Source organism: Corynebacterium sp. KPL2861, assembly GCF_040225475.1.
Taxonomy (GTDB): Bacteria; Actinomycetota; Actinomycetes; order Mycobacteriales; family Mycobacteriaceae; genus Corynebacterium.
Map to the genome: position 1 here is coordinate 115,335 of NZ_JBEHFW010000001.1, position 15,110 is coordinate 130,444.

The following is a 15,110-nucleotide window of genomic DNA, read 5'->3' on the forward strand; positions in this document are numbered from 1 at the left end:
TATGGCTGATTCAAATCTTCACATGATCACAGACTCTTCCCCTGTAGCAAGGCGTGCCAAACTCATCGGTGGGTACGTAGGAATTATCCTCGTCCTCCTACTCGTGGGACTGCCGTTGTTCTGGATCTTAATGACCTCATTCAAGGCCAGAGGTGATATTTACACCGACCCAGTTAACTGGCTACCGCCGACGTGGGAAACCAAAAATTACGCAGATGCCACAACGCGCGTCCCTTTCTGGACCTACCTGCGTAACTCAGTCTTCATTACCGCGGTGCTATCCGCTATAAAGATTGTGCTTGGTGTCGTCTCCGCCTACGCGTTATCTATCCTTCGCTTCCCAGGACGCAATCTAGTGTTCATCGTGGTGATTTCTTCCCTGATGGTCCCCGCAGAAATCACGGTGATTTCCAACTACGCCTTGGTCAATTCCTTGGGCTGGCGTAATACCTTTGTCGGCATCATCGTCCCGCTGGCTGGTGTTGCATTCGGCACCTTCCTCATGCGCAATCACTTCCTGTCCTTGCCTTATGAGCTTGTGGAAGCTGCTCGCATGGACGGCGCCGGCCCCATTCGCTTGCTCACCAAGGTGCTTCTTCCCGTTTCTTGGCCAACATTGACAGCTTTTTCCGTGATCACCCTAGTAAACGAATGGAATACCTACTTGTGGCCATTCCTGATGGCGGATACAGAACGGGTTGCTCCCCTGCAGGTGGGTCTGACCATGCTGCAAAACAACGATGGCGTTACTAACTGGGGACCAGTAATGGCCGCAACCGTTCTAACCATTCTCCCGATGGTCGTCATTTTCCTTGGCCTGCAGAAATACATGATTCAAGGTCTCACCACTGGCGCCGTAAAAGGTTAGAAGGCTTCTATCCTTATCACGCTCGCCGTTGTCGCCCTATTCTTCTCAATCTGACTTCAATTTAAGGAGATACCCATGCTTCGCCGTAAGTTTCTCGCGCTAGCCTCCACTGCTTCTACCGCTTCATTTCTTGCCGCTTGTGCTGGCACCTCATCTACCAGTTCCCAGGGCAGTAGCGACGGTGGCGATGGTGGCGAGGTCACGGAATTGACGTGGTGGTCCAACCACCCGGCTTCCTCAAAGGACATCGAAAAGGAAATCATCTCTCGCTTCGAGAAGGAAAACCCTGACATCAAGGTCAACCTTGTTGACGCTGGAAAGAACTACGAAGAGGCAGCGCAAAAGTTTAATGCTGCACTTACCGGCTCTGATCTTCCAGACATCGTGGTTCTGTCTGATGTGTGGTGGTACAACTTCGCTATCAATGGGCAGATTGCCAATGTTGATGATCTAGCCAAAGAAGCCGATATTGACCTCTCGACCTATGTCCAGCCGCTCTATGAGGACTATAACTACGACGGCGGCCACTTCGCGCTTCCCTTTGCCCGGTCAACTCCCCTGTTCTACTACAACAAGGACGCATGGAAGAAGGCTGGCTTGCCAGACCGTGGACCGGAGTCTTGGGACGAAATGGATGAGTGGTCTAAAAAGCTCGCCAGCGCGGATTCTAAGATGAAGCCCTTTGGCTGGGGCGATGCAGTCGGCTACTTGGGATGGATTTTCCAAGGCCCCTTGTGGTCTAAGGGCGGCGCCTACTCCGATGAATGGGATTTGAAGTTCACTGATGACAAAACCATCGAGGCTGTGGAATGGCTCAAGGATGTTACCGATAGCAAGAATGGCTACTCCTACATGGGCAATGACATGGCTATGGAATTCGGCACCGGACGCGCTGCAGCCACTGTCCTATCCACAGGCGATCTCGCAGGTATCTCTGATACCGCTGACTTCGAGTTAGGAACCGCATTCCTTCCCAATCCAAAGGAAGACGGCGCTTGCCCCACCGGAGGTGCAGGCCTCGCCATTCCTTCCGGTATTAGCAAGAACCGCCAGGTGGCAGCCATCAAGCTGATTGATTTCATCACGAACGAGGAAAACACCTCGTATTGGTCCCAAAATGTGGGTTATATGCCAGTCCGCTCTTCTGCTGCCGACAACGAGGATCAGAAGAAGTTCATGGAAGAGAACCCGAATTTCGAGACTGCTATCAAGCAGCTTCCAGAAACTCGCCCACAGGACAACGCCCGTGTATTCCTCCCTGGTGCAGATCAGGAGATTGGTGGTGCCTTTGAGAAGATCGTCACCAACCGCGACGATGTCACCAAGGTGCTCACGGATCTAGAAAAGACTCTGCAATCCATTTATGACAACCAGGTAAAGCCCGCCATTAACGGCTAATCTTGCCAATTCTCCTTAGTATCTGAAAGGTAACACCATGGCTACTGTCACATTTGATGGTGCAAGCCGCATCTATTCCAAAGACGCGGAGCGCCCCGCAGTTGACCGTCTTAATCTAGATATTTCCGATGGCGAGTTTTTGGTTCTCGTCGGGCCTTCTGGCTGCGGAAAATCCACCAGCCTACGAATGCTCGCTGGCCTTGAGCCGACAGACCGAGGTTCCATTCGGATCGGCGGAAAAGACGTCACTGGAGTCAGCCCATCAGATCGTGACGTAGCCATGGTCTTTCAAAACTACGCCCTGTACCCGAATATGTCGGTCGCGCAGAATATGTCCTTCGCTTTGGAGAACCGGAAAGTACCCAAGGACCAGATTAAGACACGGGTGCAAGAAGCCGCGAAAATTTTGCAGATGGAGGATTTGCTTGACCGAAAGCCCGCGAATCTGTCAGGCGGCCAGCGCCAGCGCGTAGCGATGGGCCGCGCCATCGTGCGCGAACCAGCTGTATTCTGCATGGACGAACCATTGTCCAACTTGGATGCAAAACTGCGCGTATCCACCCGCGCGCAGATTTCGAATTTGCAACGCCGCCTTGGCACTACCACGGTGTACGTGACCCACGACCAAACCGAAGCAATGACCATGGGTGACCGCGTCGCGGTGCTTAATGCAGGTGTCCTACAACAAGTAGATACCACTCGTGAAATCTACGACCGCCCCCAGAACGTCTTCGTTGCTGGGTTCATCGGCTCCCCTGCCATGAATATCTACAACCTCGCACACACCTCTAGCCGGCTTACCCTGGGGTCGACTCGCATCAACTTGGCGAATTACAACTTCGATGGTGCGCAATCCGTTACCGTTGGCGTTCGCCCCGAAGATTGGGTGCACACAGAGGAAGGTGCGGAATTCACCGTTAAACACGTTGAAGAACTCGGCAATCAAACCTACCTCTATGGTGACTTAGCGAACTCGGACGAAAATCTACAGTCGACGACCCGAATGGGCGGACAAACTGGCATGTTGGTAAGCGCTCGCCGTGATTACGCAATTGGTGATACTTTCCACGTCTCTCCTGATCCTGACCGTGTCCACCTATTTAGCTCTACTACTGGTGAGCGTCTAAATTAGAGTCGACAAAGCGAAGTTAACAATGTAAATTTCTACTTTGGCCGGTGTAGTAAAAATTGATTATTACTCGCTTGCCTGAGGCATCCACGCAATTCTTTTCCGCGGATATTGCTAAGGCAAACTGCACTCCACGAACGATAAGCCAATCGAAAGGTCACTAACTGCCGATGCGCTCTCTGAAGAAGCTATCTGTCACCGCCCTTGCCACCACCGCCATTCTCGGTACTATCGCCGCGCCGGCCGCGAACGCAAAGAGCGACCCAGTACGTTCCATCATCGATCCTGGAACCTGCAAGGCCATCACCAAACTGGCTAACGAAGGGAAACCGGTCCCAGATCCTTCCATCCTCCACGATGAGGACTCTGTAAAACCTTATTTCAGCGATGGCGTACTGAAGTACAAAGTGGCGGATAACTTCCCCTACCGCAAGCAGCTAGACGCCGCCGTTGCCGAGTGGAACGAGGCTCTCGAGGGGAAGGCTTCCCTTAAGGAAGTAAAGCCTTCCGAAGCTGATGATGACACCATTTCCATCATCTACAATCCAGATCCTCGCGGCTACGTCCAAGGCTCGGCTTACCCGGATCACAAATTAGTCTCCATCAAGATGCCCAATGCTACTTACCCTGAGGCTCTCCAAGGCACCATCGCTCACGAGCTAGGCCACATGATGGGCGCGGGACACTCCTGCGCCGGCGCACTTATGGCAGGTTCCAACCAGAACCCGATCTCCTATCACGTAACACCGCTTGATGCGGCCGCCATTATCCAAGGCCAGTTCGACTAAGCTCGCCTCGGCTCCTCCCCTGGTTCTCAACGAGGACCAGGGGATTTTTATATGTCCAGTTTCGGGGCGGTAGATAAGCCGCGTTGGTGAATGTGGACATCGGCTAGCAGAGCTACTGCTAACGTTGCCCATATTCAAAGGTTTGCACAAGAAAAGGAGCTTTTTCTATGGAGACGTGGGAACCCACATTGTCAACTGGTCCGCTGCTAGGGATTGCGGTCGCTGCGGTCGCTGTGATTTTGGTACTGGTCATATATTTCAAGCTCCACGCTTTTCTCACTCTGCTGGTGGTCTCCGCGCTGACAGCACTTGCGGCTGGCATACCACTGGAAGGCATCGTCCCTACGATGACGGAAAGCTTCAGCTCCACCCTTGGCTCGGTGGCGCTTCTGGTGGGCCTCGGCGCCATGATCGGCCGGCTCGTGGAGGCTTCCGGCGGTGCCCAGTCGCTTGCCGACGCCATGGTGCGCCGCTTCGGCGAAAATAAAGCGCCCCTTGCACTCGGCATTGCCTCGCTGATTATGGGCTTTCCAATCTTCTTCGATGCTGGGCTTATCGTGATGCTTCCGGTTATCTTTGCCGTCGCCCGCCGCTTGAATGGCCCGGTCCTTGCCTTTGGCCTGCCGGCCGCCGGCGCATTCTCTGTCATGCATGTCTACATGCCACCGCACCCCCGGTCCTGTCGCCGCCAGTGAATTCTACGGCGCCGACCTCGGCTTGGTGCTGCTCGTCGGCCTGCTACTGGCTCTGCCTACCTGGTACATCTCCGGCTACCGCTTCAGACTTTTTGCTGGAAAGAAGTTCCCTTTCAAGGTCACTGACGCCATCGCCGGGCCCATCGTTAATGAGGAAGAACAACCCTTAAAACCAGCCTCCGCCACCACAGTAGTTTCCATTTTGCTCATCCCGATGGTGCTCATTTTCTTCAATACCGGGCTCAACGCCCTAGCTTCCTACGGCACCATCGACGCCGATGCCACGTGGGTCAGGTTCTTCGTCATGCTCGGCCAAACTCCAATCGCATTGCTGATTACGGTGCTTATCGCACTGGTAGTCCTCGGTCTGCGCCGCGGCGTGGAAAAGACGGCGCTGGAAAAGCTCGTTGACTCCTCGCTTGGCCCTATCTGTTCCGTCGTGCTCATCACCGGCGCGGGCGGCATGTTCGGCGGCGTGCTCCGCACTTCCGGCATTGGCGATGCGCTTGCCGATTCCCTCTCCGGCCTCGGCATCCCTGTCATCCTGGCCTGCTATCTCATCGCCGTAGCCCTCCGCCTGGCACAAGGTTCAGCCACCGTAGCGCTCACCACGGCTGCTGCACTGATGGTCCCCGCCGTGGAAGCTGGCGGTTTCAACGAGCTCCAACTCGCACTCATCGTTGTGGCCACCGCCGCTGGTTCGGTCTTCGGCTCCCACGTCAACGATTCCGGCTTCTGGCTCGTCGGCCGCCTGATGGGCATGGACACGATGACAACTCTGAAGACGTGGACCGTTAATCAGATGCTCATCTCCGTCATCGGCTTCGCACTCGTCCTCGTCCTCTACGGCGCGGCTGCAGTCTTTTAGGCACCGGCATTTATCCAGGCAGCAGCGTCTTTAGCAATCTCCTCTACTGGCCGCGTCACATCGAAGACGCGGCCAGTTTCGTCCTCTTCCAGCGGCTCCAAGGTATCGAACTGCGACTGCAACAGCGACGCTGGCATGAAGTGTCCCGGCCGGTGTTGCATCCGTTCATACAACACATCAAAGTCACCGTGTACGTGCACAAATGCCACGCCTGGGCAGTACTTTCTAATCAGATCCCTGTACTTTCGCTTCAACGCGCTGCACCCCACCATCGCACCTTCCGGTCTTTCCGCCAGCCACCGACCGATTTGTTTGAGCCACGGCTCCCGGTCCTCATCACTCAGCGGCGTCCCAGAGGCCATCTTGTCGATATTCGCCTGCGGATGCATATCATCGCCATCGCGGTACTCTAGCCCAACCAGCGGCGACAGCGCCTCCCCCACCGTTGTCTTGCCCGAGCCAGAGACTCCCATGACGACGACGTGACGGAATTTGTTCTGGTTCATGGTGGCTCCTTGGGTTAGCTCTTCTATTCAGTTTATCCGCTTCGAGTTGCAAAGCCCGAACTGTGGATTTGCGGATGCAAATCTCGAGGAGGAGCAGCCTCCTAATGAACCGACATCAACCCTGAGCCGGACCCCAACACTGTCAACCGATTCACAGATTCAAAAAGGACAGATACACCACTCCACCGGACTTGACCAGGTCCGGGAGGATGCGTGGGATAGATTCGTGCCATTTTTGCAGCATCCTCCAGCGGCCAGGAAGGTTATCTATAGAGCGTGTCAGGCTGTGGCGTACTGGATTGAAGTGGTCTACAACCGTCGGCGCCGGCACTGAAGCACCCGGGACGGTCAGCCCAGTCTACTTCGGGAACCACATCACTCAAACCAAGAACGAAGAAAAGTAGCTACTTAATCACTAGGTAGCTCTACTACGTGTCCACGATTTGCGGGCAGCCTCATTGCTGTGTCAGCTCTCCACTGTAAGGAAATATTTCCTGTAAAAACGCAGCTCATCAATAGACTCGCGAATATCTCCTAGCGCACGATGCGCGAATACTTTTTGGGGAACATTGGCGAAGCCTCCTGGAGACCATAATCGCATTAGTTCTTTAAGGGTGGAAACGTCAATCATCCGATAATGGAGATGCTCATCTACTTGCGGCATAAAGCGGCGCAGAAAATTCCTATCTAAGGTAATGGAATTACCGGCCATAATTACTTTTTCTTCAGAGCCAAAATGCCTATCCATATAATCCAACACTGCTCGTTCTGCTTCTCGCAGGGATACTGAGCTCTGTTGAACTTCTCCGATGAGCCCAGAGGTGGTATGCATATCTTTCACAACCCTGGGCATCTGTTCTAAGGAACTTTGAGGAGCATGGATAACAATATCTACTCCTTCGTCGATCTCCCTTAACTGACTATCAGTAACTAGCGCGGCGACTTCAAGTAGCTCGCACCGGAGTTCATCTAGTCCCGTGGTTTCTACGTCGATCCACAGGAACCGATCGATCCCATCAGGCGATACATTTGCACACATGAAAATACCTAACTTTGATACGGAATTTAGCTTCACCCACCCCACTCTTGGGTGGTCTTCGAAAGCGTAGCAAAGCGGCTGGACACGAGAGAAGGATTGCTGAGTCAGCCGAGATGCCAGCTCAAACTAATCTCGTTTCGAACCAAAGCCCTCTCGAAACTTTCCCCATTTATTCCTTAAAATGGGCCAGCATTTTTGCAAAAACCTTTGCAAAATGAACATGACTACCATTAATGCGGCGCCCCACTCAAGAGAAATTATAAACGCGCCCCGTGGAGAAGTAGGCTCTTCTGAAGAAATGTCCAAGAAACCTGGTACGGCTAAGACTGCGGCCAGAAAAGCTAAAATAATAGTCCAAAAATTAAAACGTTCATGCTCCTTTTCTTGATGCTCATTTCTTCGTGCTTCATATATGTTGGAATAAATGTCTTGCCTTAACGTGATTTCATTTTCAATATCCCGATAAATAATATCGAGATCGGTCGCTTTCCTAATCGATCGCATCACGCGGGTATCCGTATGGTACTTTGGCACCGCATCTACCCAAAGGCGATCTCTTATGCGGACAAAATGTGCTTGGATGCTCTGAAACTTTTTCACCTGAAGATTCAGTTTTTCCATATATTTTTTCTCTGAACGCTCACCACCATTGATAACGTCAGTAAATTCAATTTCCCGTAGGGCTCCCGAGAGCTTAGCTAAACTCACATGTGCCCGCATCACCAGCATGATCAAATCCACATAGCGGGTATGCGCTAAACCGAAATATTTCAAATCGTCGCGCGTTTGAGCTACCTTTCTAACAAAGGCGACGCCGGTCTCTTCAGAGATCGTATCCCAAAATAAAAATTGCCCCACCTTATCTTCCGGTGGCTCGGCATAAAAATCTGGAACGCCATCGACAAAGTTGTCTGTGCCAGTTGCAAGTATCCATGACCAAATATGTCTAGCAGACCACCCTTGTGATGGTTGGCGGTGATCAGAGCTAGAAGGCGAGTCAAGCTGCTCGCCTTCTACCTCAAATATTTTTCTATACACGTCTGGAAGTCGTGGTTCATCGATATAAGGCAAGGCAACCACAGAACGTATTGGCTGCATTTGAGGAATATGTGCATTAGCTGCGCTACCAGTTCGTGGAATCCCTAGTTCGATTACTGAGGACCTGGTAATCAGTTTCTTTTTCTTGTCTTTAGATGGCGTAATTAACCCGGCTTGCACAAACGCTTCATAAACAACTTCCATACACGCTTGGAGCAACTCATTGTCATTAATTGTGAGTGATGTGGCTTCAAAATCGGATTTTCCAAGCCATACGGTATTTCGAGGTCTATTAAGCGCACGAGAAATTGCGTTCAATGAATCGGAGTCAACATTTTCCGCTACTACCGTTAATGTAAGGAAACGATTAATCATCGTTTGGTTTTTGCAACTATTTAGAGACCCGCTTTTATCCTCATCGGTGGCGCCAATTTCCATTGGGGCTGGGTCTTCAAATTGCGAAAAGTCCAGTGACTTCAGCATCACCGACCCGAACTCCTCTTTAAGTTCTTCGGAATTCAGCGTGTACTCATGATTGTCATTATCCCGCGGGCTCGTTTGATAGCCAAAGGTTCGCCACTTAGTGGCCTGACCTCGAAATGTGGGCGCTTTCGTGAAATCTATCGAGTAAAAAGCGGCACGTTGTTTTTCTTCGAATTCTGAAGACTGCTTATTGCGGTCACTTTGGTCTGCCCACTCTGCCCCGACAGAGCCGCCTACGACATCCGTATACCGCCTAGACGCACTTTCATAGAATACCTTTGGTGCTTCGTCACCATGCTCGAATGCTAGATAATGCCGGTATTCCCGTCCCGCGTTATTGAGGTCGTCTTTTGGGGCCCTCAGGTCCTCTTGAACCTGTGGCACAGACCAAGCTTGGGAACGTTCATCAGCAAAGTCATGACGTTTCTTTTTCGGATCCTGTGTAGGCATAACAAATTGCCGGATCCCCTTAGTTCGAAATTGCTTCCAACAAGCCCCGTCTAACCTCTCAATTTTGGTTAGCTGATCGTCGCCGAAAGCTCCATCATTGCCTTGTCTGCGTCTCAACTCTGCAGTCGGATCAAAAAATTCGTTTTCATAGTCTGCAAATATTCCTTCATGCAGTGGAAATGTCACACTAAATACGGCTATGCGCCAATCAGGAAGCTGCTCGACCTCAAAATTATCCGGAAGATAAAAGACTTCCCCATATTTTTCATAGTCCTTTACCCTGATACCAGCTTCAGTTTGTTTCTTTCTCAACGGCTGGGACATTCCCTACTCCTCACAGAAAACCAGATCCTGAAAGCGCCCGGAAAATTGCGTACTTTTGGATAACGCTCTTACTATAGCACCGAATTGAGTGACTTATGACACCAAAAGTGTCAACAGACTGGATGCCATTACTACCACCACACGCTGCGATTACCTCGTTAGTGGGCACCCAGTTTCCACGAAACTCTTGTTGGTAGGACAGGATGCCCATTGTGCGTAAATGGACCTGACCCCCGGACAGTGGACACGTCGGGGGGTTAGGTCCGTCGGCGCAGCAGATTGCATTTGCTTGGTTTGAAAAAATTGATTAACGAAAGCTTTTGGCATCTGCCACATCAAGTCAGGCGAGGGATTTTTCAAGATAGACCGTCGGCTCAACGTGATTAGAATCGGCGGCCTTTGCGAGGTGCTTCCTTTCAGGGAAAAGCAAGGATTGATTCAAAAACACCCTCGAAAGTCGTATTAATACAAACCGATACAAACCCTGCTACGGCCTATAGCTACACCACACTTACGGCCCCAAGGCCTTGGAACGGGGTACTTCCCTTTTGATTTTATGCGTAGCCCTAGCAACTTTCGTCTCCCCCGGGCACTTCCCGCCGCTATTGGTGTCATTTAATATAGCCTTGTCCTCCTAATTTCCTTCTCGCGAAAGGTCTCCCATGCGCGGCAGCATCCGTGAAATCTATACGCTTTATGATGGCAATAATCGCCGTCTCCTCATCCCCGTATACCAGCGCAATTACGACTGGCAGCACAAGCAATGTGCCCGGCTTTTTGACGATCTCGAGGAAATAATCCTTAGCGACCGAAAGAAACACTTCTTCGGCGCGGTAGTCGGGAAGAACCAAGATTCCTGGAATTGGATTGTCATCGATGGCCAACAGAGGCTTACCACCGTCAGCATCCTCATGCTTGCTTTCGCTCATGCCCTCCGAGATGACGAAATCCAGAGTGAAGATCCCTCGCTTGCTGAGAAAATTATTTCTGACTACCTGCGAATCGGCCAAAACAAGGAGAACCCGCGTTTCAAGCTTAAGCCTGTAAAAGACGATGACAATGCTTATCAGAAACTATTTGGTCCTGAAAGTGAATTCATCAACTCATCGAATGTAACGTCTAACTACCGTTTCTTCCGAGAAAAGCTGCGTTCTACCCCTTTAGACGCTGACCAGGTTTGGAAAGCGATCTGCCGCCTCGAAGTAATGCACTTGGATTTGGAGGAATACGACGAGCCCCAGCGCATCTTCGAAAGCTTAAACTCCACCGGTTTGGAACTTAAAGAAGCTGACAAAATTCGCAACTATGTCCTCATGGGCTTGGACTCTACGCAACAGGAAAGGTTATATAACGAACGCTGGAATCCGATTGAAGACAACTGCAACTTTCAGACCGACTCTTTCATTCGCTGGTATCTCACTACGTACACCACCAAGACCCCACGCGAACAAGACGTTTATGAGGCATTCAAATCTTTCGCTTCCAAGCGCAAGACGAATATGACAGAGCTCTTGGATGATTTATTTGCCTATTCCAAGTATTTCCGTGAAATACGCGAATCCGATACCGGTTACCACGAAGTGGACACACAGCTAAAGCGCATGAACGAATTTATGGGCGCTGTGGTTCTACCGTTCCTTATGCCGCTTCTTCGAGACGTCCATGAGTCCAAGACGACGCCTGATGACTTCCTCGAAGTATTGCTCACCATCGAGTCCTATATCGTCCGCCGATTTGTCACTGGCATCCCTACCAATTCACTCAATAAAATCTTCGCCACTATGTATGCGGAGATCAGTAAGCTTCACTCTGACGGCACCCCATTCGCGCCAATCGTCATATATCAACTCAATAGGCGCTCAGGAAGCGGTCGTTTCCCCACCGATGCTGAGTTCAAGGAAGCCTTTGCCACCAAGGACTTCTACAATATTCGGGCATACTGGCGGCAGTACCTTTTCGATTGCCTCGAAAATGGTGATTCAAATGATATTCGTGATGTCTCCACTGCACTGGCTGAAAACAGGATTTCTATCGAGCACATCATGCCCCAGACCCTTACGGATGCTTGGCGCCAGGAGCTCGGTGACAGGGCCGAAGAAATTCACGAGTCATGGTTAAACCGAATTGGGAATCTCACGGTCACCGGATACAACTCTTCCTACTCGAACTCTCCTTTTACGACCAAGAAAACAATGGAAAACGGTTTCGACAGCTCGCCGTATCGCCTCAATGAGCTCCTGCGGGAATCCGATCACTGGTCCTTATCCCAGATTGAAGCGAGAAATGAGGACCTTACCGATAAAGCACTAGCTTTCTGGAAAGCTAAGTCAACCAGCTTCGCCCCACCAGAAGCAGTGCTCCCAAAGGAACCGATGGGTGAAAGTGAAGAATTCAGTGGTCGAAAAATTAGCGGATTTGAATTCGGCGACTTTAGAAAGACCACTAAATCATGGGCTGACATGGTCGAAGCAGTACTGAAGTACTTACTTCACGAGCACCGGACTGAACTTCTTTCTTTCGCAGAATCTTCGAAATTCCTTCGCACTGAAAAGCCTGCCGCCGAACAAGCTCGGTCTTTCCGGAAGATTGAGGAAGGCCTCTATGTTCAGGTTGGAAACAACACTTCTGCCAAAATCTGGTTCCTTCGCAGCCTTTTCGAATGCCTCGACATAGATCCTGAAGATCTTGTATTTACCTTCCCTGCATCTAAAGCAGGTCGGGCAGACAACACGGAAGGCCAAGATACCAGCGACAATTCAGGCAAATATGCAGAGCTCACTAAGTTCTATGATCAACTGGTTGAAGCACAAGAGTTAAAAGAGGCGCCCAAAAACACCGAGTTCCTTCGCAATGAGTTCATGAAGGACTTTGAAGACTTTAGTGTCACGGATCCCCAAGCATCATTCGGTGGTAAAGAGCTCACGGAATTCACTTCGTCCACCGCGATCTCTGAGATGAGCGACGACCAAGTCCTATCTGTACTAACTCAGCACATCAAAGTGTCTCAAATGCTGGGTGGAAGTTATCTTCACCAGGAAATAATCAACGGCTCAATCGCTAAGCTAATTCACCGATTGAGCGAGTTTTCATAAATCCCCACGAGGACAGAGCTGACTGCGGCCGCGTTATGCCCTGAAGCTAGCAGTACAAGGGCTATAACGCGGCTAAAGGCCCACTTTTAGGCTAGGTTCTTCAACGCGTCAATAACCAACCGCCAAAAGCCCGCATGGTCCAGTTTGGTAGCGACCTGAGTATGGCAGGTATCGTCGGCGGGTTCACGTAAGTCAGTCACGGTCATGCCGGTGGTAAGTGCGCCGGCGAGCTCGACATGCACGGGCGCCTTACGGGTTTGCACAATGCTCGGATCGATGAGGTAAGCCACCGTGCACGGATCGTGAACCGGGGGATCCGTGAAGCCTTGATTCTGCTGATACGCCTCGCGGAAGAAACCAAAGAGACCGACAACAAAGTCTGCGACGGGCGTATTCAAGGCCTTGATTTCAGCTTCGACTTCGGCGGTGGCTAGTGCCTGGTGGGTAAGGTCGAGCCCGACCATGGTGACTGGCCACGACTCTTCGAAGACAATATGTGCTGCCTCAGGATCGATCTTGATATTGAATTCGGCAACGGGGGACCAATTGCCTTCGTGGTAGCCGCCGCCCATGAGCACGACCTCTTTGACGCGCTCCACGATGCGCGGCTCTTTACGCGCCGCCATAGCGATATTGGTCAACGGACCCGTTGGGACCAAGGTAATGGTGCCGGGTTCGTGGGCCATGATGGTGTCGATGATGAAGTCGATGGCGTGGGCATCGGCAAGCGCGGTGTTGGGCTCCGGAAGATCGACGCCGTTGACGTCCATGCCGGTGGAGCCGTGGATGGCCTCGGCAACTTCTACGGGGCGCACGAGCGGGCGATCGCAGCCGGCGTAGACCGGAATCTCCAGGTGACCGGCGATTTCCTTGACCACGAGGGCATTGCGGGCGACCTTGTCCAAGGTCTGGTTGCCGCCGACGGTGGTAATGCCCAGCATATCAATGTCCGGGTTACCCATGGCCAGGAGCAAAGCCACCGCATCATCGTGGCCGGGATCGCAGTCCAGAATAATTTTTCGCGTCATGTCTCGAGCCTACTTTTGGTCGGTGAAGACCGCCACGGTTTCATCGTGTGGCACAGCTTCATTTCCTCCGTGCTTACCCGCTGTACCCTGGAAAGCAGCAACTCACCCCGTAAACGGTATAAACCGTCGTGGAAAGGAATTCGCCCCACCATGTCGACAATTTCTGACCGCCTGACCCAAGCGCAGCACGAATTTAACGCGGTGATTTCCACCATTCCTTTTGATGAAGACGCCGTGGATACCGCGCCTACGCTGCACGGATTGCCCATTGCCTTTAAAGACATCGCTGATATCGCCGGGGTGCCAACGACTTGTGGCACCAACGTGGATATGGTACCGGCTCCGACCAAGAATGCCACGGTGGCACAGCGGCTAATGGATGCCGGCGCGATTCCTGTTGCCAAGGCCAACCTGCAGGAATTTTCCTATGGCATCTTGGGTGATGCCTCCGCGTATGGCCGCGTCATCAATCCTCGCGATCCGCAGGTCTGCGGCGGCGGATCCAGCTCTGGGTCGGCGGCGCTAGTTGCGTGCGGAGCGCTCGATCTCACGGTGGGTTCCGATAGCGCCGGTTCCGTGCGCGTCCCGGCCGCCAGCCAGGGCGTGCTGGGATTTAAGCCCACCACCGGCACCATCCCGCTCGATGGGGTCTTCCCCTTCGCGCCGAGCTTCGATTGCATCGGTTTCTTCGCCAGCTCCATCGAACTCATCGAGCAGGCCCTGCTAGCCACGGTGGATGAAGAACCGGTTCCGGCCGAGAACGTATCCGCCATCGATGTCTCTACGCTGAAAACCAAAGGTGAGCGCTTTGCTGGTCTACTGTCTGCGCTGCAGGATTCCACGTTCACCGCCGTGGACGACCTCGATTACTCCCAGCTCGAATCCACCATCGCTGCCACCGCGAAGCTCTACGCCCCGATGCGCCTCAAGGAGGCTTATGACGTCCACCAGCCCTACCTTGACCAGCGGGATAAGTACCAGGATGTCATCTTGGAACGCGTCCTCAGCGGGCAGGATATTACTCAGGCAGACTACGACGCTGCAGCGCAGCAGGTAGAGGAGTTGCGCACGGAAGCACTAACGCTTGTCGATGCCTCCCCCATCATCCTCACCCCCACCCTCGACGCCGGCCCCATCAGGTGGGACGACATCACTGCAGAAAATACTGCGGATTCCGCTGCTAGCCTGCGCCGCTGGACCGAGCCATTCAATGTCTTGGGCTGGCCGGCGATCACTATCCCGCTGCGCACGACGGAGACCACGGGAGTGGGTGATGCGGTGCAGGTCATCGGCAAGCCGGGCCAGGACCTCACCGTCTTGCGCGTTGCCCGCGAGATTCAGGCGCTGCTTTAAGCACACCGCAATTCTGCGCGTCTCTGGCTGCTGACGGCGTTGGTAAGGTGA

10 protein-coding genes and 1 pseudogene are annotated in these 15,110 nt (G+C 52.5%); 7 read left to right on the forward strand and 4 right to left on the reverse strand.

Annotated features, from left to right (window positions below):
- Positions 1 to 22 precede the first annotated feature (22 nt).
- The 5 genes and pseudogenes from ABRP84_RS00540 (at position 23) to ABRP84_RS00560 (ending at position 5,746) form a co-directional block, all read left to right on the forward strand.
- On the forward strand, positions 23 to 868 hold the full coding sequence (locus tag ABRP84_RS00540; RefSeq protein WP_239269444.1) for a carbohydrate ABC transporter permease: 846 nt from the start codon (positions 23 to 25) through the stop codon (positions 866 to 868).
- Positions 869 to 943: 75 nt separating this feature from the next.
- Positions 944 to 2,266, forward strand: a complete 1,323-nt coding sequence (locus ABRP84_RS00545; protein WP_349852024.1) for an ABC transporter substrate-binding protein — start codon at positions 944 to 946, stop codon at positions 2,264 to 2,266.
- A gap of 37 nt (positions 2,267 to 2,303) precedes the next feature.
- On the forward strand, positions 2,304 to 3,398 hold the full coding sequence (locus tag ABRP84_RS00550; RefSeq protein ID WP_349852026.1) for an ABC transporter ATP-binding protein: 1,095 nt from the start codon (positions 2,304 to 2,306) through the stop codon (positions 3,396 to 3,398).
- 167 nt (positions 3,399 to 3,565) lie between these two features.
- A complete protein-coding gene (locus ABRP84_RS00555) occupies positions 3,566 to 4,183 on the forward strand; it encodes a zinc metalloprotease (RefSeq protein ID WP_239269385.1) in 618 nt (205 codons plus the stop codon).
- A 167-nt stretch (positions 4,184 to 4,350) separates the two neighbouring features.
- Positions 4,351 to 5,746 (forward strand): annotated as a pseudogene (locus tag ABRP84_RS00560) (GntP family permease).
- On the opposite strand, the gene ABRP84_RS00565 reads toward ABRP84_RS00560, so the two are convergent.
- The 3 genes from ABRP84_RS00565 to ABRP84_RS00575 form a co-directional block, all read right to left on the reverse strand.
- Complete coding sequence (locus tag ABRP84_RS00565; protein WP_349852028.1) at positions 5,743 to 6,252, reverse strand: gluconokinase; 510 nt, start codon at positions 6,250 to 6,252, stop codon at positions 5,743 to 5,745. The pseudogene ABRP84_RS00560 and the gene ABRP84_RS00565 overlap by 4 nt on opposite strands.
- A gap of 466 nt (positions 6,253 to 6,718) precedes the next feature.
- Positions 6,719 to 7,327, reverse strand: coding sequence for an oligoribonuclease (orn, locus tag ABRP84_RS00570; protein WP_349852030.1), 609 nt, complete (start codon positions 7,325 to 7,327; stop codon positions 6,719 to 6,721).
- 90 nt (positions 7,328 to 7,417) lie between these two features.
- Positions 7,418 to 9,586 carry a hypothetical protein gene (locus tag ABRP84_RS00575; RefSeq protein ID WP_349852032.1) on the reverse strand — a complete coding sequence of 723 codons (2,169 nt, stop codon included), beginning with the start codon at positions 9,584 to 9,586 and terminating at the stop codon, positions 7,418 to 7,420.
- Between the two features lie 662 nt (positions 9,587 to 10,248).
- Between ABRP84_RS00575 and ABRP84_RS00580 the strand changes: the two genes are divergently transcribed.
- The gene (locus tag ABRP84_RS00580) at positions 10,249 to 12,678 is read left to right on the forward strand and encodes a DUF262 domain-containing protein (RefSeq protein WP_349852034.1); all 2,430 of its coding nucleotides are present in this window, start codon (positions 10,249 to 10,251) and stop codon (positions 12,676 to 12,678) included.
- Between the two features lie 86 nt (positions 12,679 to 12,764).
- Here ABRP84_RS00580 and uriH read toward each other — a convergent pair whose 3' ends face one another.
- Positions 12,765 to 13,706 carry a uridine-preferring nucleoside hydrolase UriH gene (gene uriH, locus ABRP84_RS00585; RefSeq protein WP_349852036.1) on the reverse strand — a complete coding sequence of 314 codons (942 nt, stop codon included), beginning with the start codon at positions 13,704 to 13,706 and terminating at the stop codon, positions 12,765 to 12,767.
- Between the two features lie 150 nt (positions 13,707 to 13,856).
- Between uriH and ABRP84_RS00590 the strand changes: the two genes are divergently transcribed.
- On the forward strand, positions 13,857 to 15,059 hold the full coding sequence (locus tag ABRP84_RS00590) for an amidase (RefSeq protein WP_349852038.1): 1,203 nt from the start codon (positions 13,857 to 13,859) through the stop codon (positions 15,057 to 15,059).
- Positions 15,060 to 15,110 lie beyond the last annotated feature (51 nt).